The 21,628-nt window shown below is 37.6% G+C and carries 23 protein-coding genes and 1 riboswitch; of the genes, 1 reads left to right on the forward strand and 22 read right to left on the reverse strand.

From position 1 onward, the window contains the following. Window positions 1–36 precede the first annotated feature (36 nt). From sufU to ACW0JX_RS24465, 14 genes are all read right to left on the reverse strand, one after another. Window positions 37–468: a Fe-S cluster assembly sulfur transfer protein SufU gene (sufU, locus tag ACW0JX_RS24400; protein ID WP_000009523.1), complete on the reverse strand. Its 432-nt coding sequence runs from the start codon at window positions 466–468 to the stop codon at window positions 37–39. Beyond that, window positions 458–1,678, reverse strand: coding sequence for a cysteine desulfurase SufS (gene sufS / locus ACW0JX_RS24405; protein ID WP_001020767.1), 1,221 nt, complete (start codon window positions 1,676–1,678; stop codon window positions 458–460). Before sufS ends, sufU begins: the two co-directional genes overlap by 11 nt. After that, window positions 1,678–2,970, reverse strand: coding sequence for a Fe-S cluster assembly protein SufD (gene sufD / locus ACW0JX_RS24410; protein WP_000152173.1), 1,293 nt, complete (start codon window positions 2,968–2,970; stop codon window positions 1,678–1,680). The genes sufS and sufD overlap by 1 nt, the downstream gene beginning before the upstream one ends. A 15-nt stretch (window positions 2,971–2,985) precedes the next feature. Continuing rightward, entirely contained in the window at window positions 2,986–3,771 is a 786-nt protein-coding gene (gene sufC / locus ACW0JX_RS24415) for a Fe-S cluster assembly ATPase SufC (RefSeq protein WP_000929163.1), read from the reverse strand. A gap of 238 nt (window positions 3,772–4,009) precedes the next feature. After that, complete coding sequence (gene metQ / locus ACW0JX_RS24420) at window positions 4,010–4,816, reverse strand: methionine ABC transporter substrate-binding lipoprotein MetQ (protein WP_459245154.1); 807 nt, start codon at window positions 4,814–4,816, stop codon at window positions 4,010–4,012. Window positions 4,817–4,889: 73 nt separating this feature from the next. Then, window positions 4,890–5,702, reverse strand: a complete 813-nt coding sequence (gene metQ / locus ACW0JX_RS24425) for a methionine ABC transporter substrate-binding lipoprotein MetQ (RefSeq protein ID WP_000735081.1) — start codon at window positions 5,700–5,702, stop codon at window positions 4,890–4,892. Window positions 5,703–5,725: 23 nt separating this feature from the next. Further along, entirely contained in the window at window positions 5,726–6,391 is a 666-nt protein-coding gene (locus ACW0JX_RS24430) for a methionine ABC transporter permease (RefSeq protein ID WP_000359401.1), read from the reverse strand. Next, window positions 6,384–7,409, reverse strand: coding sequence for a methionine ABC transporter ATP-binding protein (locus tag ACW0JX_RS24435; protein WP_000601791.1), 1,026 nt, complete (start codon window positions 7,407–7,409; stop codon window positions 6,384–6,386). Before ACW0JX_RS24435 ends, ACW0JX_RS24430 begins: the two co-directional genes overlap by 8 nt. 178 nt (window positions 7,410–7,587) lie before the next feature. Continuing rightward, window positions 7,588–7,695: riboswitch (SAM riboswitch) on the reverse strand. A gap of 125 nt (window positions 7,696–7,820) precedes the next feature. Next, window positions 7,821–8,165, reverse strand: coding sequence for a hypothetical protein (locus tag ACW0JX_RS24440; RefSeq protein ID WP_000781229.1), 345 nt, complete (start codon window positions 8,163–8,165; stop codon window positions 7,821–7,823). A 152-nt stretch (window positions 8,166–8,317) separates the two neighbouring features. Beyond that, complete coding sequence (locus ACW0JX_RS24445) at window positions 8,318–8,626, reverse strand: thioredoxin family protein (RefSeq protein WP_002025020.1); 309 nt, start codon at window positions 8,624–8,626, stop codon at window positions 8,318–8,320. A gap of 3 nt (window positions 8,627–8,629) precedes the next feature. Continuing rightward, window positions 8,630–8,974, reverse strand: a complete 345-nt coding sequence (locus tag ACW0JX_RS24450; RefSeq protein WP_000640870.1) for a toprim domain-containing protein — start codon at window positions 8,972–8,974, stop codon at window positions 8,630–8,632. Window positions 8,975–9,464: 490 nt separating this feature from the next. Then, a complete protein-coding gene (gene gcvH, locus ACW0JX_RS24455) occupies window positions 9,465–9,848 on the reverse strand; it encodes a glycine cleavage system protein GcvH (RefSeq protein WP_000026896.1) in 384 nt (127 codons plus the stop codon). Window positions 9,849–9,889: 41 nt separating this feature from the next. After that, window positions 9,890–10,255 carry an arsenate reductase family protein gene (locus ACW0JX_RS24460; protein ID WP_000218968.1) on the reverse strand — a complete coding sequence of 122 codons (366 nt, stop codon included), beginning with the start codon at window positions 10,253–10,255 and terminating at the stop codon, window positions 9,890–9,892. Window positions 10,256–10,749: 494 nt separating this feature from the next. Then, window positions 10,750–11,277 (reverse strand): hypothetical protein, encoded by a 528-nt coding sequence (locus tag ACW0JX_RS24465; protein ID WP_000826910.1) that lies wholly within the window; start codon window positions 11,275–11,277, stop codon window positions 10,750–10,752. 144 nt (window positions 11,278–11,421) lie between these two features. Between ACW0JX_RS24465 and ACW0JX_RS24470 the strand changes: the two genes are divergently transcribed. Further along, window positions 11,422–12,069, forward strand: a complete 648-nt coding sequence (locus ACW0JX_RS24470) for a phosphatase PAP2 family protein (RefSeq protein WP_459245155.1) — start codon at window positions 11,422–11,424, stop codon at window positions 12,067–12,069. A gap of 65 nt (window positions 12,070–12,134) precedes the next feature. Here ACW0JX_RS24470 and ACW0JX_RS24475 read toward each other — a convergent pair whose 3' ends face one another. The 8 genes from ACW0JX_RS24475 to ACW0JX_RS24510 all read right to left on the reverse strand — a co-directional run bounded on the left by ACW0JX_RS24475 (window position 12,135) and on the right by ACW0JX_RS24510 (window position 21,510). After that, window positions 12,135–13,148 carry a PTS transporter subunit IIC gene (locus tag ACW0JX_RS24475; protein ID WP_000666168.1) on the reverse strand — a complete coding sequence of 338 codons (1,014 nt, stop codon included), beginning with the start codon at window positions 13,146–13,148 and terminating at the stop codon, window positions 12,135–12,137. Window positions 13,149–13,170: 22 nt separating this feature from the next. Beyond that, a complete protein-coding gene (locus tag ACW0JX_RS24480; RefSeq protein WP_000820649.1) occupies window positions 13,171–14,121 on the reverse strand; it encodes an L-lactate dehydrogenase in 951 nt (316 codons plus the stop codon). Window positions 14,122–14,363: 242 nt separating this feature from the next. Further along, on the reverse strand, window positions 14,364–14,615 hold the full coding sequence (locus ACW0JX_RS24485) for a spore coat protein (protein WP_001002982.1): 252 nt from the start codon (window positions 14,613–14,615) through the stop codon (window positions 14,364–14,366). A 13-nt stretch (window positions 14,616–14,628) separates the two neighbouring features. Next, entirely contained in the window at window positions 14,629–14,814 is a 186-nt protein-coding gene (locus ACW0JX_RS24490; RefSeq protein ID WP_001180555.1) for a hypothetical protein, read from the reverse strand. Between the two features lie 113 nt (window positions 14,815–14,927). Beyond that, window positions 14,928–15,647 (reverse strand): MBL fold metallo-hydrolase, encoded by a 720-nt coding sequence (locus ACW0JX_RS24495; protein ID WP_459245156.1) that lies wholly within the window; start codon window positions 15,645–15,647, stop codon window positions 14,928–14,930. A 116-nt stretch (window positions 15,648–15,763) separates the two neighbouring features. Then, window positions 15,764–17,548, reverse strand: a complete 1,785-nt coding sequence (locus tag ACW0JX_RS24500; protein ID WP_000416293.1) for an acyl-CoA dehydrogenase family protein — start codon at window positions 17,546–17,548, stop codon at window positions 15,764–15,766. Between the two features lie 386 nt (window positions 17,549–17,934). Beyond that, window positions 17,935–19,107 carry an acetyl-CoA C-acetyltransferase gene (locus ACW0JX_RS24505; RefSeq protein ID WP_001206331.1) on the reverse strand — a complete coding sequence of 391 codons (1,173 nt, stop codon included), beginning with the start codon at window positions 19,105–19,107 and terminating at the stop codon, window positions 17,935–17,937. Window positions 19,108–19,128: 21 nt separating this feature from the next. Beyond that, window positions 19,129–21,510 (reverse strand): 3-hydroxyacyl-CoA dehydrogenase/enoyl-CoA hydratase family protein, encoded by a 2,382-nt coding sequence (locus tag ACW0JX_RS24510; RefSeq protein WP_000486359.1) that lies wholly within the window; start codon window positions 21,508–21,510, stop codon window positions 19,129–19,131. Window positions 21,511–21,628 lie beyond the last annotated feature (118 nt).

Below are 21,628 nucleotides of genomic sequence, written 5' to 3' on the forward strand. Positions count from 1 at the left end.
CTCCTTAGATAACCTCATTTTTAGGAACCTTTAACATTACTTATCTTCGTTTAAGCCCTTTTCTAACGCTTTCCACGCTAATGTTGCACATTTAATACGTGCAGGGAACTTGCATACGCCTTGTAATGCTTCAATATCTCCTAAATCGATGCTGTCATCGTACTCTTTTCCTAGCATCATGTCAGAGAAAATTTTCGAAAGCTGAAGTGCTTCTTCAATTTTCTTACCTTTTACTGCTTGTGTCATCATTGAAGCTGAAGACATTGAGATTGAACATCCTTCACCTTCAAACTTCGCCTCTTGCACAATACCTTCTTCTACTTTCATCGTAAGTTGAATACGATCGCCGCAAGTTGGATTGTTCAAGTTAACGGTAACACTATCTTCTAACACGCCATGGTTACGAGGATTTTTGTAATGATCCATAATAACTTGACGATATAACGTATCTAAATTATTAAATGACATTTGTGAAATACTCCTTTGTCTTGATTAGCGATTCAACAAATGTATCAATTTCTTCTTTTGTATTATATAAATAGAAGCTCGCACGTGCTGTTGAAGAAGCTTTTAGCCACTTCATAAGCGGTTGTGCACAGTGATGTCCTGCGCGAACTGCAATGCCTTCTACATCTAATACAGTCGCTACATCATGAGGATGTACGTCTTCAATATTAAATGTAACAAGACCAGCGCGATGCTTTGGACCATAAATTGTAACGCCATCTACTTCTGATAGTCTTTCTAAAGCGTATTGCGCTAATTCATGCTCATGCTTTTCAATATTATCAAGACCGATTTCTTCTAGGAAATCAATTGCCGCACCAAGTCCGATTGCATTACCGATAATCGGTGTACCCGCTTCAAACTTCCACGGAAGCTCTTTCCAAGTAGATTCTTGTAAATCTACGAAATCAATCATTTCACCACCAAATTCAATTGGCTCCATATTGTTTAGCAATTCTTTCTTACCATATAATACGCCGATACCTGTAGGTCCGCACATCTTATGAGCAGATAATGCGTAGAAATCACAGTTTAAATCTTGTACATCCACTTTCATGTGAGGTGTACTTTGTGCACCATCAACGACCATAATTGCTCCGTTTTCGTGTGCGATTGCTCCGATTTCTTTTACAGGGTTAATCGTTCCAAGTACATTTGATACTTGCATAATAGAAACGATTTTTGTATTCGGTGTAACAGTTTGACGAACATCTTCTAAAGAAATTGTACCGTCTGGTTGAAGCGGAAGGTATTTCAAAGTTGCGCCAGTTTTCTTCGCAACTTGTTGCCACGGAATGATGTTACTATGGTGTTCCATGTAAGAAATAACGATTTCATCGCCTTCTTTTACATTTTCAAGGCCATAGCTAGCCGCTACTGTATTTAATGCAGTTGTCGTTCCGCGCGTGAAAATAATCTCTTCCATTGATTTCGCGTTAATAAACTTGCGAACTTTCTCACGTGCACCTTCATACGCGTCGGTAGCTTTCGTACCGAGCGTATGAACACCGCGATGCACGTTAGAATTATATTCTTTATAGTAACGTTCTAACGTTTCAATGACTTGAATTGGTTTTTGAGAAGTTGCTGCACTATCGAAATAAACAAGTTGTTTGCCGTTCACTTTTTGATCAAGAATTGGAAACTGTTTGCGTATTTCATGAATATTCATTAGCGAACTTTCCTTTCAATTACCTCAACAAGCTGTGCTTTTACTCCTTCAATTGGAAGCTCATTTACTACAGGTGCTAAGAATCCATGGATGACTAAACGTTCTGCTTCGCGTTTTGGAATACCACGGCTCATCAAGTAGTATAATTGGTACGGATCTACGCGGCCTACTGAAGCTGCGTGACCTGCCATAACATCATCTTCATCAATTAAAAGAATTGGGTTCGCATCACCGCGAGCTTTCTCGTCTAACATAAGAACGCGAGAAGATTGTTGTGCATTTGATTTAGATGCACCGTGTTCAATCTTACCAATTCCATTAAAGATAGATGTTGCACTATCTTTTTGTACACCGTGTTTTAAAATCCAACCTTCAGAGTGTTTACCGAAGTGAACAACTTTAGTTGTAAAGTTTTGTGTTTGGTTACCACGGCCAATTGTTACTGTTTTCGTATCAGCATATGAACCGTCGCCCATTAAGTTCGTAACGTTCTCTGAAATTGTGTTTCCGTCATTCATAAGGCCTAGAGCCCAATCAATGCGGCCGTCGCGTCCAACAACACCGCGGCGGTTAACGTAAGTTGTTACGTCTTTTGCTAATAGATCAACCGCACCGAATTTCACTTGTGCGCCTTGTTCCACGATTACTTCTGCTACGATATTTGCAATACCTTTAGCATTTTCATTTGCAACATAGTTTTCTACATAAGTTGCAGTACTGTTCGCATCAGCTACGAATAATACGTGGTTATATACGTTAGCTTCTTCGCCGTCTACTAAGAATACAGCTTGAAGTGGAGTTTCAAGAACAACGTTTTTCGGAACATATACGAATGCACCGCCGTTGATTAATGCAGCATGAAGTGCAGTTAGACGATGCTCGTCTACTTTCACGCCGTCTTTCATTAAATACTTTTGTAGTAGTTCAGCATGCTCTGTTGCAGCTGTTACGATATCTGTGAAAATAACACCTTTGTCTTTTGCTTCGTCTGCTAAAGAAACGAACGCAGTTGTACCAGTACGTTGCACTAATACGCTGTTATTTTCATCGATTAAGTTTTTCACTGCTTCTGGAAGCTCTGTTAAAGAACTTACAGGCTCTTGCTTAGCAGCGTCGCCTTTTCCGATAAAGTCCCATTTTTCAATTTTCGTTTTATCAGGCGTTGGCATTGGAAGTTCTGTTGCTTGTGCAAGAGCTTGTAAGCGGAACTCAGTCAACCAAGCAGCTTCGTTTACTTCGCTTGCGCGTTGACGGATTGTTTCTTGATCGAAAGGTAATGTACCGATTGTCATGTTTATGCTCCTCTCTTACGCTTCTTGCTCTGTTGTTTCGTCTTCAATACCTAATTCTTTTTTAATCCAGTCGTAACCTTCAGCTTCTAGACGTTGTGCAAGCTCAGGGCCACCAGATTTAACGATACGACCGTTCATCATAACGTGAACGAAGTCTGGAGTGATGTAGTTTAATAAGCGTTGGTAATGCGTAATCATTAGGCAACCGAACTCTTCGCCGCGCATTTGGTTAATACCTTTAGATACAACTTTTAATGCATCGATATCAAGACCTGAGTCGATTTCATCTAAGATTGCGATTTTTGGCTCAATCATCATTAATTGAAGAATTTCGTTACGCTTTTTCTCTCCACCAGAGAAACCTTCGTTTAAGTAACGTTGTGCCATTTCTGGATCCATTTCTAGGAATTCCATGTTTTTATCTAATGTACGGATAAATTTCATAAGAGAAATTTCATCGCCTTCTTCACGACGTGCGTTAATTGCAGAACGTAAGAAGTCAGCGTTTGTTACTCCGCTAATTTCACTTGGATATTGCATTGCTAGGAATAGACCCGCTTGTGCGCGCTCGTCTACTTCCATTTCTAATACATCTTCACCGTCAATGATGATGCTACCTTCTGTTACTTCATACTTTGGGTGACCCATAATTGCAGAAGATAAAGTTGATTTACCTGTTCCGTTAGGTCCCATAATTGCGTGGATTTCTCCACCTTTTACTTCAAGGTTTACACCCTTTAAAATTTCTTTGCCGTCAATTGATACGTGTAAGTCTTTAACCGTTAATGTAGAACCAGCCATCTCAATACCTCCATTAATCCTATATATACATTTTAAAAATTCCTAAAACGTTCATATTCTCATTTTATTCTCATTCTAATTTTATATCAAATAAAATGATATCGCAAACGACGAAAAAAAGTAACCGTTTTTTCACAAATGTATATAAGTATTTCCTTTACATCTTTCTATGATACACCTTTCTTCTTATTTATATAAAGAAAAAAGGACTGGTAATTTCCCAGTCCTTTCCTTATATTTATTCACTTACCGGAAGTACAGCACCTTTATATTCTTTATTAATAAAATCTTGAATTTCTTTTGAATGTAACACTTCTACTAGCTCTTTAATTTCTTTTTTCTTCTCATCACCTTTACGAACTGCAATGATGTTTGCATACGGAGAGTCTGCTCCTTCAATCGCAATTGCATCCTTCATTGGATTTAATTTTGCATCAATTGCATAGTTCGAATTAATGAATAAAGCATCTCCCTCATTATTTTCATACAACTTCGGTGAAAGTCCAGGTTCAACATCTGTTTTAAATTTTAAGTTTTTCGGATTTTCGACTACATCTTTTACTGTCGCCTTAACCACATCTACACCATCTTTAAGCTTAATCACGCCGCCTTTTTGTAACAATGCTAACATACGGCCACGCTCCGCTACGTTATTACTCATAATCACTGTCCCGCCATCTGGTAAGTCTTTTAAGCTTTTATATTTCTTAGAATAAATGCCCATTGGCTCTAAATGGATTTTTCCTGCGTTTACAATTTTATATCCTTTTTCTTGGATTTCTTTATCTAAGTAAGGAATGTGTTGGAAGTAGTTCGCATCAATTTCCTTATCCGCTAACGCTTTATTCGGCAACACATAATCTTGGAATTTTTTAATTTCTAATTTAATACCCTTTTTCTCTAATATCGGCTGTGCCTTTTCTAAAATAACAGCGTGTGGCACGTTAGAAGCTCCAACAACAAGCTTATTCTCATCTTTCCCTCCGCAAGCAGCTAATGTAAATACAGATAGTGCTGTAACAACTGACAATAGAATCTTTTTCATATGATATCCCCTTCTCCCCAATAGTTATGTAGTTATGAAAAAGAGCTGGCATCAGACCAGCCCTTTTCAGCAATTATTCTTTTACAGGAACAACTGCCCCTTTATATTCTTTATTAATGAAGTCTTCAATTTCTTTAGAATGTAATACTTCTACAAGAGCTTTAATCTCTTTCTTATCTTTATCGCCTTTACGAACAGCTACTATGTTTGCGTACGGTGAATCATTTCCTTCAATTGCAATGGCATCTTTTTCCGGATTTAACTTTGCATCAATTGCATAGTTAGAGTTAATTAAAACAGCATCGCCTTCTTTATTGTTATACACTTGTGGCAATAAACCAGGCTCGATATCCGTTTTGAATTTTAGATTTTTCGGATTATCTGCAATATCTTTTGGAGTTGCTTTAACTGGATCTACCCCATCTTTAATTTTTAAAATGCCTTCTTTTTGTAAAATTGCTAAACCACGTCCATGGTCAGCAACAGAATTACTCATAATGATTGTTGCTCCGTCCGGAAGTTCTTTTAAGCTCTTATATTTTTGAGAATATACACCAATTGGCTCTAAATGAATTTTTCCTGCTACTTCAAAGTCATACTTTTTATCTTTAATTTCTTTTTCTAAATACGGAATGTGCTGGAAGTAGTTTGCATCTAAATCCTTATCCGCTAACGATTTATTTGGTAATACGTAGTCTTGGAATTTTTTAATTTCTAACTCAATTCCTTTTTTCTCAAGTAACGGTTTTGCCTTTTCTAAAATTTCAGCGTGCGGTACGTTAGAAGCACCAACAACAAGTTTCTTTTCATCTTTATCTTTCCCGCCACAAGCAGCTAAACCAAAAATTGAAGTTGAAATAAGTGCCGTAAGTAATAATTTTTTCATTTGAAACATCCTCCCGTTTTTTATTATCGTTTATCTATTCGAGTCGTTAAACTATCACCAATCCACTGAATTAAAAATACAACTAGTAATACACAAATTGTCGCAACGATTGTTACATCGTTATTCCCTCTCTGGAATCCTTCTAAGTAAGCAAGTGTTCCAAGACCACCAGCACCAACAACTCCCGCCATTGCTGTATAGCCTACTAAAGCAATTGTCGTAACTGTAATACCAGATACTAATGCTGGTAACGATTCTGGAATCAATACTTTTAAAATAATTGTGCTTGTTTTTGCTCCCATTGCTTTTGAAGCTTCAATTACACCTTTATCAATTTCGCGAAGTGCGATTTCAACCATTCTCGCGTAGAATGGTGCCGCCCCAATAATTAAAGCTGGCAGCGCTGCACTTGCTCCAAGAATTGTTCCAAGAAGAATCTTTGTGAATGGGATTAATAAAATAATTAAAATGATGAACGGTATAGAACGGAATATATTTACGAATGCTCCAATCACCGTATTAATTGATTTGTTTTCCCATAAATTATCTTTCGCTGTCATGAAAAGTAACAATCCTAAAATTAGTCCTAAAACAAATGTCGCAAGAGCTGCGATTGCCGTCATATATAACGTTTCACCAGTTGCTTCTAACATTTGATTCCAATCAACATTTGCGAGTAACTTATCCATGTGCAATCACCTCCAGCTCTACTTGATCTTGATGAATTCCTTCTATTGCTTGCTGGATCGCTGTTTCCTCACCATTTAAATGAACAACTAAACTACCGTAAGAACCGTTATTCGTTTGTGCGATATTTCCTTGCAAAATGCTAACTTCTATATCACTGCGTTGCATCAATCGTTGAAGCACTGGTCTTTCTACAGCCTCACCGATAAACTGCAAACGAATCACTTTTCCATCTGGATATTTTTCAATTAAACTTTCAATCGTTTCATTTGTATCTTCAGAATCTGTTAACTGCTGTACAAATCGTTTCGTAATATCTTGCTTCGGATTACGGAATACATCAAGTACTGGACCCGTTTCTACAATCTTTCCTCTCTCCATTACCGCCACTCGATTACAAATCTTTCGAATTACGTGCATCTCATGTGTAATGAGTACAATTGTTAAACCAAGGCGCTTATTAATGTCTAATAGTAAATCCAAAATTTGATCTGTCGTTTCTGGATCAAGAGCTGACGTTGCTTCATCACATAAAAGTACTTGTGGGTTGTTAGCTAATGCTCTTGCAATCCCAACGCGTTGTTTTTGTCCCCCGCTCAGCTGAGATGGGTACGCGTCTCCTCTTCCTTCTAATCCAACAAGATGAATTAATTCATCAACACGTTTTCTTCTCTTCGTTTTATCAACACCTGCAATTTCAAGTGGAAACTCTATATTTTCACGTACAGTTCGTGACCAAAGTAAGTTAAAATGCTGAAAAATCATTCCGATTTCTTGCCTTGCCTTACGAAGTTCACTTCCTGTAATTGCTGATATAACACGATTCGCAATTGTAATTTGGCCAGAAGTCGGTTTCTCTAACTGATTAAACAATCTGATTAAAGAACTTTTTCCAGCGCCGCTATATCCGATAACACCAAATATTTCGCCTTTTTCTATTTTTAAATTGGCGTTATCTACAGCAGTGACATCACCGCTTTTCGCCTTATATATTTTCCTTACATTCTCTAATAGAATCATGATGTTCACCCCTTTTTTGTTTAGGTCGACTCCGCAATTTTTTATTTTTAATGCGTGTAGTCCACTGTTATCATTACTTTTATTATTTGAATGTCCTCCACATTCAAACAATAAAAAAACCTTTCTGCTTTAGAGAAGCAGAAAGGTTTATATGCGTATATAACAACATTATCCCTCTCTCTCATCTCTCAAAGCATTCGCTTTGCAGGAATTGGCACCATTTCAACATAAGTTGACGGTTGCCGGGCTTCACAGGGCACAGTCCCTCCACCTCTCTTGATAAGAGAAATCAGATTCAATTTTCGTCTGATTTGAAATTTATGAAATTGTCTATATTTTATGACTTGAATTGTATCAATATACACTTACCATGTCAACAGAAATTTTCGTAAAAAATGAAACTTCAGAATTTTAAGCACCTACTGACATCGGTTTACATATATGAAACATCGATTCCACTAATAACATCGTTTGGTACGTTCCCGAATATTGTACACGCCCATCGTTCATTAACATTTGCAATCGTACATTTCCATTCACCAATTGCTCTATATCCTTTTCGTCTAAGCAAATGATTTGTTCCGTTCCTCTTTCCTCTTGTAGCAGCTCTATATAATCTCTTGAAATTTGTAACGAACAACTTTCATCTCTAAAGCGGAAATTAACAGTTTTCTCCTCTCGTCTTAAAAGCGGCTCTAAATGATATTGACCATTAGCGTAATTTACAAATGATTGAAGCAAAGAATATAATTTCACCCTAAATCACATCCTTCATATCACTTTCTATTACATACCATTCCCTCTCAATAAAGAGCAATCCTGTTATTTTCGCTCGACAAATACTGTATCCATCCTGCATCTCGACATATTTCCCAAGAAATATGTCGAGGCGGCAAAAATTTTGCCGCCTACTTTAATTCCGTATATAAATATTCAACCGAATGAAATGCATATATCTTCTTCATCAGTGTCCCATTTTCAAAAACAAGTAAACAAGGTACACTTTCAATCCCATACTCTTTCGCTAAATGCGGAGCATAATTTAAATCTAACATCCCAATTTTGAGGCCTTCAATTGTCATCTCAACGACTGTTAACATCTTTTTTGCTAATTGGCATGTTCCACACATTGGAGTATATACATATAACACTGTTTTTTCTTCATTCTCTATTAGGGCTGTAGCTTCGGCTCCTGTCCAATCGATCACTTCTATCATTCCTTACCGTAAATATTCTGTATAAACGTCAATGTCGGCTCCCCATAATACATTTGCTAAGTGTGTAGATGGCGCAGTTGCCACTTCTCGGTACGAGCGATCAATATAGATATGCTCGGCTTGCGGAAATTCTTTTCGAAATTGTTTCCTTAACTTTTCTCCAGCATCATCAGCATCCACTAGCACATACACTTCCTTATCAAAAAACTGATCAACGAGCTCATCCATTTTCGACAAACCAATTGTACCATTTGTACAAACAATTTCCACTGGTTCACGAATAATAGATTCAATCTTTCTTCTATCTGATGTACCTTCTACAATAATGACTTTTTCCACATAAATCATATGTCATCACCCGATCACCATATACTATACAACCTTGAACTTAGTATATAGTATATTCGTTATTTTCATGTTGTTTCCTGTTTATTTTTGCAAAAGAAAAGCGAAACCGACTGTTTAGCCCTGTTGGCTAAGGTTCTTCCGTACAGAAGACGCTTTTTATCTTCTCGTGCGGAAGGTTCTTAGACATGAAGGGCTAGGAGTTGGAGCTAGACAATGAAAAGCGCAAGCGGCTCATTTAGATTGTGAGGGGGATGGAGCTTCTGACGTAGAGGCGCTTTTTGCCTTGTAGGAAGAAGCGAAGCCACCGAACAATCTAGTCGCTGGAGCTAGACAACGAAAAACAAAAGCGGCTAGACCTGCATAAAGATTAAACGAAAAAGTTTTTTCAAAAAACGTTCTCCTACACGATAATTAGTATATGATTCTACATTCATTATTTTACACAAAATAAAAAAGGACAGCACAAAGGCTGTCCTTTAGTCGACTATAATTAGTCTTGGTTTGTCATTTCTGCATATTTTTCTGCAGTTAATAACTTCTCAACTTGGCTTGCATCAGAAAGTTCAACTTTAACCATCCATGCACCCTCGTATGGAGATTCGTTAACAAGTTCTGGTTGGTCACTTAATTCTTCGTTTACTGCTACAACTTTACCGCTTACAGGTGCGTATAACTCAGAAACTGTTTTAACAGATTCTACGCTTCCGAATGGCTCGTCAGCTTCGATTGTTGCACCTACTTCAGGAAGTTCAACGAATACGATATCACCTAGCTCACCTTGTGCAAAGTGAGTGATACCGATAACAACTTCATTACCTTCAGTTTTTACCCATTCGTGTTCTTCAGAGTAACGTAAATTATTTGGAATGCTCATGACTGTACCTCCAGTGAATGTATTAATTATGTAAAAATACCTTATTGGTACTTTTTCCACACACTTTCAAACTGCTCTTCGTTAAAACCAAGTGTTACATTCGTTCCATCTGTTACAATTGGACGTTTGATCAACATGCCATCAGATGCTAAAAGCTCATACATTTCGTCTTCGCTTGCATCTTTCAACTTATCTTTCAGACCAAGTTCACGGTAACGCATTCCACTTGTATTAAAGAATTTTTTTAATGGTAATTCACTTTTTTCATGTAAATTACGTAAATCTTCTTTTGATGGTGGATTTTCAACAATATGAATCATCTCATATGCTACATCGTTTGCCTCAAACCATTTCTTTGCCTTTTGACATGTGCCACACTTTGGATATGAATAAAATGTTACTGTCATAAATTCACCTACTTTTTTACTAACCTTTACCTTTATCATATAGAAAACGTTTTATTATTTCAAACCATTATTCGCTAAACTTTTACTTATTTCGTGATAATTTTTAATAATCCTGCGAATTTTTCTTATTTTTCCGCCATTTGTTAAGAAAAAAATAAATATATAAATTTTTTTAGATTCTGCACCAAACATATATCTTAAACAAGCGTTTGATTAATTTCTTATTTTTCTTTGTTAGCCTTTGAACTACATGAGTTTCTTTCTACCGAACATACAGCTTAAACAAACGTTTGATTAATTCTCCATTTTTCTTTCTTAACCTTTGAGCTGCATCGGTTTCTTCCTACCGAACATACAGCTTAAACAAACGTTTGATTAATTTCTTATTTTTCTTTCTTAACCTTTGAACTACATAAGTTTCTTTCTACCGAACATACAGCTTAAACAAACGTTTATTTTTAAAAAATAAGAAGCCTTTTTTACAGGCTCCTTCATCATCGACTTAAGTAATCCGAAATGGTTTGAAATACTACTATATACATATTATGAATATTTCGATCGGAAACAGTATCATTATATAATCCCATACCCCAATATTGACCTTCAGGGTTCCCCATATTTACAAACCCTTGCGTATACGTCATCGTTTTATCCTTTGGGGTATTATCATAATCTAAATCCTTGTTAGTAAAAATTAAATACGGTCTATCTTGCAAACCAATAAAAAATACCGGCTTCTTTAACGATAAAAATAAGTCCGTATACTGCTCCTTTGATGCCTCTTTAAAGTATTCTTTCATAACGAAAAAACCATCAACTTTTGCTGATTTCTCCTGCATTTCTTCTAACTTTATACTTTCAAACTTTACATTCCTAAACGTATCTTTCGGCTTTTCTCCAACAACTCCAATTACGAGTGCTCTTCCGTTATATTCTAATTTTTCTCCTTCGTTATTCTTTGCACACCCAGCACCTACTAGGCATAACAATATAAAAACTAAAAAATATGATAAACGCTTCATTTAGCACCCTCACCCTTCTTTTTAGTCAAGTGACAAAAACGTAAGGTTAATTCAAGAAAATGTAAGTAAAATCGATAGCCCAATTCACGTTTCTATATTATAATCAATTGAATTTACTTACATTACTAAACATAGGAGATCAACATGAAGAAATTTAAACTTTCATCTTTTCTTCCGTTAAGTTATATACTTCTACTCGTACTCGTAAGTCCCCTTTACGACGTATTAAATAAATCGACTGTTCACGCAGTAGACGTTACAACTGTAGTAGATGATTGGATTCCATTTGTAAAAGCATTTATTATTCCTTATTTACTTTGGTTTCCATACTTATACGGCGCACTTATTTATTACTGCTTTGCTGACCGAAAGCAATATTATGTCACTTTAAGTAGTGTTATTTTTGGAAAGCTTGCTTGTTTTTCTATTTATTATTTTTGGCAAACAACTGTACCGCGTCCGACTGTCGTTGGAACAGATGTATTTTCTGAACTAGTTCGCTATATTTATAGTATCGATCAACCGGTAAACTGTTTCCCTAGCATTCACGTTCTTACTACATTTGTTATTATGTTAGCTGCCTTTAGACGTAGAGAACAACATGCTTTTGAATATTACATTCTTACCTTCTTCGGTACACTTATTATTTTATCAACGCTATTTACGAAGCAACATGCATTTGTAGACGCCATTTCTGGAATGACACTTGCAAGCATACTTTACTTCGGCGTTCAACTCTTATTGGCCAAAGAATCAATAAGAGTTCCAGTAAAACAAAATCATAGAATGTAACATGACAAAAAAGCAGACTGTGGCTTCTCAGTCTGCTTTTATCTATTATTAAGGAGATTTTCAATTTAAGATTGCGGTACAGTCATATCACCAGAATGAATACGACCTGCTTTTTTAAGAGCAATGTAAAGTATATAAGAAACAGCTACTGGAATGACGATATAAGTAATTACCATCGCCGGGAGAACTTCCCATCCTTCGCTGGAAATTAAATTAATTGGTGCGATAAGAGAACTTAATCCAAGACCTGCAATTTCTTTTCCTGCTTCCAGTTGGAAAATTAATGCGGATACCGGACCGACTATAGCACTGGCGACGACAGTTGGGACGAGAATCATTGGATTTTTAGTGATATTTGGCAACTGTACTTTCGGAGTACAAAGAGCTTGAGCTAATATGCCACCTAAATTGTTTTCTTTTGCTGAGATGACAGAGAATCCGATAAACTGAGCAACGCATCCGGCAAGAGCTGCACCACCTGCAACACCGTCTAAGCTAAGTGCGATCGCTAACGCAGCTGATGAAGCTGGAGAGATAAGTAATAGTCCCCAAACTACTGCAATGACGATAGAAGCGATAAACGGGCTACCAGCTGAGCTATCTTTAATGAACGCTCCAACTGCATTTAAAACAGGAGTAATATTATGAGATAACCAAATACCAACTAAACCAGAACCTAATATGGCCGCAAATGGAACGAGCATCATATCTAAAGCAGTTTTTCCGCTTAAACGTTTACCAATATATACAGCTAAAGTTGCTGTTAATAATGCACCGATTGGCTCACCTGTTTTAATAATTAGACCAGCTTCAGTAATTGAAATGGATCCGGCACCAATCGCTCCGGCTACCATCGCCGAGAAGATTACAAGACCGTTTGCACCGAGCATAAAAGCAATGCCGGCACCAATTGCCGGTGCCATTAGTGATTTTGCAACAACTCCGATTGTAATAAGTAATGGTATATCAACAATTCTTCCTATATTTTCGATCAGTAAACCAATTCCGAGGGATACGAAAATACCTTGTGCGATTCCAGCAGATGCTTTAAATACACGAGACATTATATATTCCTTCATTTGTTTCACCTTCTCCTATAAGTTAGTAACCAATTGTTTTCATATAATCACGTAAAATATCGTTTGATTTTGCGAATCGAGATTCTTCATCCTCTGTTAAATTGAGTTCTACAACTTCTCTTATACCGTCTCTAGTAATAATAGCTGGTACTCCTGTACAAATATCATATTCACCGTACTCACCATCTAAAATGGCTGATACAGCAATGACACGGTGATCATCATTAAAGATTGAACTCGCAATATATGCTAGAGAATTTCCAATCCCGTAATAAGTAGTTCCTTTACGTTTATAAATTTCCCAGCCAGCTTTTGCAGTCTTCTCAACAATTTCATCTAAATCTATTTCACCAAATCGTTCTTTTTGTTCTTCTAAAATTTGCAGAATTGGCTTTCCACCAACAGTTACATGAGACCAAGCAACCATTTGAGAATCACCATGTTCTCCTAATGAATACCCATGAATACTACGAGGATCTACATGTAGCATTTCAGATAAAATTGTTCTTAAGCGAGAAGAATCTAGTGATGTACCAGTACCGATTACGCGATTTCTAGGTAATCCAGATAATTTCCACACTTGATATGTAATAATATCAACTGGGTTCGATGCAAGTAAGAAAATACCATCAAATCCACTTGCCATTACACCACCAACAACACTTTCCATAATCTTCGCACTCGCTCCTAAAGTATCTAAGCGACTTTGCCCTGGTTTTGGTGCTGGTCCTGCTGTAATAATGACAATGTCCATATCTTTGCAGTCTTCATAGCTTCCTGCATATACTTTTGTTCTTGTATTTGTAAAGTTAATGCAATGTGATAAATCCATTGCTTCCCCAACTGCACGTTCATGATTTATATCAATTAATAATAGCTCTTCGCAAATTCCTTGATTCACAATGGAATACGCACAACTTGATCCAACTAATCCAGTACCGATAATTGCAATTTTTCTTGTATGTCTTTTCATAGCAATCTCTCCTAAGTGATCATATAATCTATTTCTTTTGTTCTTTACACTCCTAATTATAGAGGTTCTCACGATAGAAACCATGGATACTTTGTGAAATGTTGATCAAAGTTTTTGTCCTTTTTGTGAATTGTTATATTCCATTTTCGTCATATTTGTTACAACTGGAAAAATATTTATTATGTATTTATTGACATATACAAAAAGAAAACGAACGAATAGATTCGCTCGTTTTCTTTTCCCTATTGTTCCGCACTTAATTGACTTTTTAATTGCTGTACAATCATTGGATTAGCAGGTGCTGCCGGTTTGTAATAACTCTTTTGCTTTGCGTACTCATACATATTACGTTGGCGCGCCTCGTCTTGATTACGAATTTGAATTAACGTTTGATGTAACTGTTCATTATCAGACTGAGCAATATAATTTGCATAGCTTGTTAAACTTGCATTTAATCCTGCTAAATAATCATTTACCATATCTTTTTCATTCATCTTTCTCTTCCTCCTATCCTAGGAAAGTCATTAATTGCTGTTTCGTATTTCGTGCATCTTGCGCATCTTTTTGTAGCATTTGTTTCAGTTGTGGATCTGTACACGTCTGTGCATACTGCTCCAACTTGTTAATAATTGTTGCGTGTCCACCAATTAAATGACGTAAGTTTTCTACTTCAAGCTCTGTTAAATTTTGCATGGAATACTCCTACCTTTCTTCTTTCATTCTCCTTTAGTATTCTGTTCTTTTTAAATCGTATTCATGAAAAAGCTTTCTAAATAATCATTTAAGTAAAAAGAACCTCTAAACGATTAGAGGCTCTTTCTACTTAAATTCCTTTCCGCTTCTTCAATCGCCCGTTGCATTTGCATTAACGGATTTTCAATCATTTTCCCATGTCCTGTCGCCAATAAAGACGGCTTATACTCCAGCAATTTCTGAGCACTCGTTAATGAAACTTCTGCATCCCAAGTCCCAAACATAGAAAACGGAAACAGCCACTTCAACTGTCCTGCTACCGCTACTCCTCCTCTCGTTTGAAATGCATCTCCAACAATGAGTGCATCATTTCTCGTGTCTAAAAATGCCATTGATCCTGGTGTATGACCTGGAGCTCCAATCGCTACAAGAGAACCAACTTTATCTCCCTCTTGAAGAAGAATATCTGGAATCGTATTTATCTTTTTTGACACTCCCACTTTTATTGGTATATTTCGTTCGCCCTCTTGCAGTGCCTTATCTCCTTCAAGTAAACATGCATCTCTTTTTGAAATATAGACCGGAACATCCGGCAGCACTTGTTTTATAGCATCGAGCGCTCCTATATGGTCATCATGCGCATGTGTAATAACGATATTCGTAATCGGTTTTCCTATTTTCCGAGCTGATTGTAAAATCTTCTTTGCACAAAACGGTAAGGCCGCATCAATTAAAGTTAATCCTGTTTCTTCTTCAACGAAGTAACAGTTAATTGGAAATAGACGCGGTAAAAATGCGATTTGATGAACTGTTTCTCCGCTTATTACCTTCATCTTCTTTACCTCCATAAAAAAGAGCTGTTTACACATACATATGTAATACAGCTTTATTCAAGAATTCAGCAATAAAAAAACCAGTAGCCAATCGGCTACTGGTTCTCTTTTATCTATTAAACTGTGTAACGCTCATCTTCTAAAATTTTCGCAGCGATTTCACGTTTCTTCGGAATTACGTTAAGTGGTGTGTGGCGAGTTAATTTACGTAATGATGATAACATCATGCGCAGCATGTCGCCGTTTTCAACTGCGATAAGTGTTTCTTTCGCGTCTGCTTCGATTTCGTTAAATGCTTCTTGGCAGAATACTTCAGTGTATAACACTTTTTGTTTATTCTTTTCAAGACCAGTTGTTTTGATTGCTTTTTCTGTACGAAGAACAGCTGATTCCATTGCGTATAGGTTGCTTACGATGTCAGCGATATTCACAAGAATTTCTTGCTCTTTATCTAATGCTTTACCGTATTTTTGAGCAGCTAATCCAGCTACCATTAAGCCTATTTTCTTCGCATTAGTTACTAAATACTTTTGAAGTGCTAATGGCTCATCGCCTACTTCTTCTGGCATCATCATCATTAACTCTTCTTGTAATTTTTGTGCTTTTTGAAGAAGTGGTAATTCACCTTTCATCGCTTTACGTAAGAACGTACCTGGTACGATTAGGCGGTTAATTTCGTTCGTTCCTTCGAAAATACGGTTAATACGAGAATCGCGGTACATTCTTTCAATCTCGTATTCTGCCATAAATCCGTAACCACCGTGAATTTGAACACCTTCATCTACTGTATAGTCTAATACTTCAGAACCGAATACTTTGTTTAAAGAGCACTCGATTGCATATTCAGCGATAGAAGCTGCTACTGCTTTACCGTCTTTTACTTCTTCTTCAGATAATGTGCTCATGCGGCTTTCGAATAAACCTACTGTACGATATACAGAACTTTCAGCTGCATATGTTTTTGCTGCCATATTCGCAAGTTTCTCTTGAATTAATGGGAAGCGAGCGATTGGTTGCTTGAACTGTTGACGTTGGTTTGCATATTGTGCTGAAATTTCTACTGCACGTTTTGCAGATCCAACTGTACCAACACCTAATTTATAACGACCGATATTTAAAATGTTGAATGCGATAATATGACCTTTACCGATTTCACCAAGTAGGTTTTCTTTCGGTACTAACGCATCTTCTAAAATTAACGTACGAGTTGAAGAACATTTAATACCCATTTTCTTCTCTTCAGGGCTTGTAGATACACCAGCGTATTCTTTCTCTACGATAAATGCTGAGAAATGCTCTCCATCAATTTTTGCATATACAACAAATACGTCAGCGAATGCAGAGTTTGTAATCCACTGTTTTTCACCGTTTAATACATAATGTGTACCTTCTGCATTTAAACGTGCAGTTGTTTTTGCGCCTAATGCGTCAGATCCTGAACCTGGCTCAGTTAATGCGTATGCAGCTAATTTTTCACCAGTTGCAAGTAATGGTAAATACTTTTTCTTTTGCTCTTCGTTACCGAATAATACGATTGGTAAAGATCCGATACCTACGTGAGCACCGTGAGTGATTGCAAAGCCGCCAGCGCGAGAGAATTTCTCTGCGATTAACGCTGAGCTTACTTTATCAAGACCAATCCCACCGTACTCTTCTGGTACGTCAGCGCCTAATAAACCAAGCTCCCCAGCTTCTTTTAAAAGACGAACTGAACGATCAAATTCATGTTGCTCTAAATATTCAAGCTCTGGAAGAACTTCATTTACGATAAAGTCCTCTGTCGTTTTTGCAATCATTTTATGCTCAGATGAAAAATCTTCTGGCGTAAACACTTGATCAATCGTAATCTCATCAACTAAAAAGCTACCGCCTTTAACCGCATTTCCTACTGTTTTTTCCATGAAAATTTCCTCCTTCATATTTTCATGAGCAGCTTCTCTCTTTTTGAAAGAAGCTGGCTCTCCCGTTTATTTTTTATAAACCTTTGTTGCTTCCATTCTTTGCTTTAGCGTCGTCTCGTTCTGAGCGAACTGCTTGCACTTTTTTTATAATCCAGTTCCAGTGGCTAGAACAGTCGGTCGTTTCACCCCTTCCTGTGAGGCAAAAACCGCCTCTTCGTCAGGGCTTCCAACGCCCTCCTGTTCTGAGCGAGCCACCTGCACTTTTTATCTAATCCAGTTCCAGCGGCTAGAATGTTCGGTGGCTTCGCTTCTTCCTACGAGGCAAAGAGCGCCTCTACGTCTGAAGCTCCATCCCCCTCACATTCTGAACAAGCCGCTTCCACTTTTTATAGTAATTCAAATACTCCCGCTGCTCCCATTCCGCCGCCAATACACATTGTTACGATACCGAATTGTTCGTTGCGGCGTTTCATTTCGTGAATAAGAGATAGTGTTAGTTTTGCTCCTGTACAGCCAAGTGGATGTCCAAGTGCGATTGCACCACCGTTTACGTTTACTTTTTCTTCATCTAAACCAAGTTCACGAATAACTTGGATCGATTGAGAAGCAAATGCTTCGTTTAGTTCGAATAAGCCAATATCAGATAGCTCTAAGCCAGCTAGTTTTAACGCTTTTGGAATTGCAGCGATTGGGCCGATTCCCATTACTTCTGGTGGTACGCCAGCTACTGCAAATGAACGGAATTTCGCAAGTGGCTTCATGCCATCGCTCACTGCTTTTTCACGATCCATTAATAGTACAGATGCTGCACCGTCACTCATTTGTGAAGAGTTACCAGCTGTTACAGAACCGCGAACGTTAAATGCTGGACGTAATTTCCCTAAAATGTCTAGCGTCGTCTCTGCTCTTACCCCTTCATCTTGTGCGAAAATGATTGTTTCTTCTTGCAGTTTATTGTTTGAGCCAACCGAGCGTAACGTCACATCTACAGATACTGTTTCATCAGCAAAGTTTCCTGCCGCTAATGCTTTGGCAGCACGTTGATGACTTCTTACTGCAAATGCATCTTGCTCTTCACGAGAAATTCCATATTTCACAGCAACTTGCTCTGCTGTATGTCCCATACCCATATAATATTCCGGAGCCGCTTCTACAAGGCGACTATTCGGACGAACAACGTGTCCCATCATTGGAACTAAACTCATTGATTCCGCTCCGCCTGATAATACAGCTTCAGAGTGACCAAGCATAATGCGCTCTGCTCCGTAAGCGATACTTTGTAAACCAGAAGAACAGTAACGGTTAATTGTAATAGCTGGAACATCGTAAGAAAGTCCTGCTAGTCCGCCGATATTACGAGCCATATTTAAACCTTGTTCTGCTTCTGGCATCGCACAACCGAAAATTAAATCATCGATTGGTCCTTCATAATTTGCACGCTTTAACGTTTCCTTTACTACTAACGCCCCTAGATCGTCAGGACGAACTGTTTTTAATGAACCCCTCTTTGCTTTTCCAATTGGTGTTCTTGCTCCCGCAACAATGACAGCTTCTCTCATGAACGATATCTCCCCTCGTTATTAGTTACGTAATGGCTTTCCTTTTACAAGCATGTGCTGCATTCTTGCTTGTGATTTCATCTCACTTACTAAGCTAATAAATGCTTCACGTTCTACATCTAATAAATACTGCTCATCAACTTCTGTTCCGTACGGCACTTTTCCGCCCGCAATGACATATGCAAGTTTCTTCGCAATGTGAAGATCATGTTCAGAAATGTAACCTGATAAATGCATTGCTTCTGCACCAAGTACAAGAGTTGCATATCCTGTTTCACCAACAACTGGTATCTTTTTACGAATCGGTGCTTTATAACCAGCTTCATATAAAGCAAGTGCTTTCTGTTTTGCATCATATAGTAAGTGATCACCATTCACACTAATACCGTCTTTATCGCCTAAGAAGTTGTTCGATACAGCTTCTTGTGCTGATGTAGAAACTTTCGCCATCGCTACAGATTCGAACACTTTATTCGCAACTTTTTGCAGATCAAACTCTACACCGTTTGGCATTTTATTTAAGTGTTTAATGTATAACTCTTTATTACCGCCTCCGCCAGGGATTAAGCCAACACCAACTTCTACTAAGCCCATATACGTTTCACTAGAAGCTTGAATGCTAGCTGCTGGTAAGCAAACTTCTGTACCTCCGCCAAGCGTCATACCGTATGGTGCTGCTACAACTGGCTTAGAAGAGTACTTAATTTTCGTCATTGCATCTTGGAAGTTTTTCACAACCAACTCAATTTCAAAGTAGTTGTCATCTTGTGCTTCCATTAAGATCATTGCTAGGTTCGCACCAACACAGAAGTTCTTCGATTGATTACCGATAACAAGACCTTTATAATTCTTTTCTACTTCATCAACAGCGTAGTTAATCATTTGCGTAATATCCATACCGATTGCATTGCTCTTCGAATGGAACTCTAAGCAAAGGATGCCGTCGCCTAAATCAATTAAGCTCGCTCCGCTATTTTTCTTTAATACACCATTTTTCGCTTTTAATTGCTTAAGAGAAATTGCTTTTTTATTACGCTCGATTAGCTTATATTCGCCATTATCGTAATAGTAGCTATCGCCGTTATCATGTTTATAGAAAGTAGTGAAACCTTTCTCTAACATTTCTTTCACCCAAGTAGGAACGACTACGCCGTTTTCTTCCATCTTTTGAACAGATTTTTCAACGCCGATTGCATCCCAAACTTCAAACGGTCCTTGCTCCCAGCCGAAGCCCCACTTCATCGCTTGGTCAATTGCAACGATATCGTCAGCAATTTCTTTATGAAGTTTTGCAGAGTATAAAAGAGTTGGTGTAATGATGTTCCATAATAACTCTCCTGCGCGGTCTTTTGCGTATACAAGCGCTTTCAATTTATTCGCTAATCCTTTTTCTTGTTTACTTAACTCTACGGATGCAGCTTTTAATTTTTTACGCGCTTCATATTCCATCGTTTCAGGATTTAGTTCTAAAATTTCTTTTCCTTGTTTTAAGAAGAAGCCTTGACCTGTTTTGCTTCCAAGCCATTTTTTATCAAGCATGTCATGCATGAAAGCTGGTACTTTAAATACATCACGCTCTTCTTCTTGTACGTTTTCATATACGTTATTTGCAACGTGTACGAATGTATCTAAACCGACAACATCTAATGTACGGAACGTTGCACTCTTCGGACGACCAATTAATGGACCTGTTACAGAATCAACTTCCCCAATGCTGTAGCCGCGTTTTATCATCTCTTGAAGAGTTACTAATAAACCGTACGTACCGATGCGGTTTCCAATAAAGTTTGGTGTGTCTTTTGCGATAACAACGCCTTTTCCAAGAACGTCTTCGCCAAATAGTTTCATGAAGCTTAATACTTGTGGATCTGTTTCTTTCGTCGGTATTACCTCTAGAAGTTTTAAATATCGTGGTGGGTTAAAAAAGTGTGTGCCTAAGAAGTGTTTCTGGAAGTCGTCTGAACGACCTTCTGCCATTTTTTCAACTGAAATACCTGACGTATTCGAGCTTACAATAGAACCTGGTTTACGAACAGCGTCTACTTTTTCAAATAATTTCTTTTTAATATCTAAGTTTTCAACTACTACTTCAATAATCCAATCTACATCAGCAAGAAGCTCAAGATCATCTTCTAAGTTACCTGCTTCAATCAGTGCTAGATTTCCTTTCACTGTCAGAGGAGCTGGTTTTTGCTTCAATAGTTTCTGTACAGCCGTATTACTAAAACGATTTCTCACACTTTTATGTTCTAATGTAAGTCCCTTCGCTTCCTCTTCTTTCGTAAGCGCAGGTGGTACAATATCAAGCAATAATGTCGGAATACCAATATTAGCTAAGTGTGCCGCAATTCCCGAACCCATTACGCCTGAACCTAGAACAGCAGCCTTTTTAATTTGGAACATCCAATTCTCCCCCTATTCTTGAATGAATGCTCATTCAATTTTTCGACATAAGTCGCAATCAATGAGTGAGCCTCTACTAATAAATATATGATACTGTTTAAATTTTCGCAATATATTT

It is taken from the genome of Bacillus sp. C-3-6, assembly GCF_054509685.1.

Excerpts from the sequence above, each read along its gene's own strand:
- ACW0JX_RS24465 (WP_000826910.1), bottom strand. The coding sequence starts at position 11,277 with ATGAAGCGTTTATCATATTTTTTAGTTTTTATATTGTTATGCCTAGTA.
- ACW0JX_RS24485 (WP_001002982.1), bottom strand. The coding sequence starts at position 14,615 with ATGAATGAAAAAGATATGGTAAATGATTATTTAGCAGGATTAAATGCA.
- ACW0JX_RS24480 (WP_000820649.1), bottom strand. The coding sequence starts at position 14,121 with ATGAAAAGACATACAAGAAAAATTGCAATTATCGGTACTGGATTAGTT.
- metQ (WP_000735081.1), bottom strand. The coding sequence starts at position 5,702 with ATGAAAAAATTATTACTTACGGCACTTATTTCAACTTCAATTTTTGGT.
- ACW0JX_RS24435 (WP_000601791.1), bottom strand. The coding sequence starts at position 7,409 with ATGATTCTATTAGAGAATGTAAGGAAAATATATAAGGCGAAAAGCGGT.
- sufD (WP_000152173.1), bottom strand. The coding sequence starts at position 2,970 with ATGACAATCGGTACATTACCTTTCGATCAAGAAACAATCCGTCAACGC.
- ACW0JX_RS24500 (WP_000416293.1), bottom strand. The coding sequence starts at position 17,548 with ATGGAAAAAACAGTAGGAAATGCGGTTAAAGGCGGTAGCTTTTTAGTT.
- ACW0JX_RS24475 (WP_000666168.1), bottom strand. The coding sequence starts at position 13,148 with ATGAAGGAATATATAATGTCTCGTGTATTTAAAGCATCTGCTGGAATC.
- ACW0JX_RS24470 (WP_459245155.1), top strand. The coding sequence starts at position 11,422 with ATGAAGAAATTTAAACTTTCATCTTTTCTTCCGTTAAGTTATATACTT.
- ACW0JX_RS24460 (WP_000218968.1), bottom strand. The coding sequence starts at position 10,255 with ATGACAGTAACATTTTATTCATATCCAAAGTGTGGCACATGTCAAAAG.
- ACW0JX_RS24505 (WP_001206331.1), bottom strand. The coding sequence starts at position 19,107 with ATGAGAGAAGCTGTCATTGTTGCGGGAGCAAGAACACCAATTGGAAAA.
- ACW0JX_RS24445 (WP_002025020.1), bottom strand. The coding sequence starts at position 8,626 with ATGATAGAAGTGATCGATTGGACAGGAGCCGAAGCTACAGCCCTAATA.
- sufC (WP_000929163.1), bottom strand. The coding sequence starts at position 3,771 with ATGGCTGGTTCTACATTAACGGTTAAAGACTTACACGTATCAATTGAC.
- ACW0JX_RS24510 (WP_000486359.1), bottom strand. The coding sequence starts at position 21,510 with ATGTTCCAAATTAAAAAGGCTGCTGTTCTAGGTTCAGGCGTAATGGGT.
- ACW0JX_RS24495 (WP_459245156.1), bottom strand. The coding sequence starts at position 15,647 with ATGAAGGTAATAAGCGGAGAAACAGTTCATCAAATCGCATTTTTACCG.
- gcvH (WP_000026896.1), bottom strand. The coding sequence starts at position 9,848 with ATGAGCATTCCAAATAATTTACGTTACTCTGAAGAACACGAATGGGTA.
- ACW0JX_RS24450 (WP_000640870.1), bottom strand. The coding sequence starts at position 8,974 with ATGATTTATGTGGAAAAAGTCATTATTGTAGAAGGTACATCAGATAGA.
- sufS (WP_001020767.1), bottom strand. The coding sequence starts at position 1,678 with ATGAATATTCATGAAATACGCAAACAGTTTCCAATTCTTGATCAAAAA.
- sufU (WP_000009523.1), bottom strand. The coding sequence starts at position 468 with ATGTCATTTAATAATTTAGATACGTTATATCGTCAAGTTATTATGGAT.
- ACW0JX_RS24490 (WP_001180555.1), bottom strand. The coding sequence starts at position 14,814 with ATGCAAAATTTAACAGAGCTTGAAGTAGAAAACTTACGTCATTTAATT.
- ACW0JX_RS24430 (WP_000359401.1), bottom strand. The coding sequence starts at position 6,391 with ATGGATAAGTTACTCGCAAATGTTGATTGGAATCAAATGTTAGAAGCA.
- metQ (WP_459245154.1), bottom strand. The coding sequence starts at position 4,816 with ATGAAAAAGATTCTATTGTCAGTTGTTACAGCACTATCTGTATTTACA.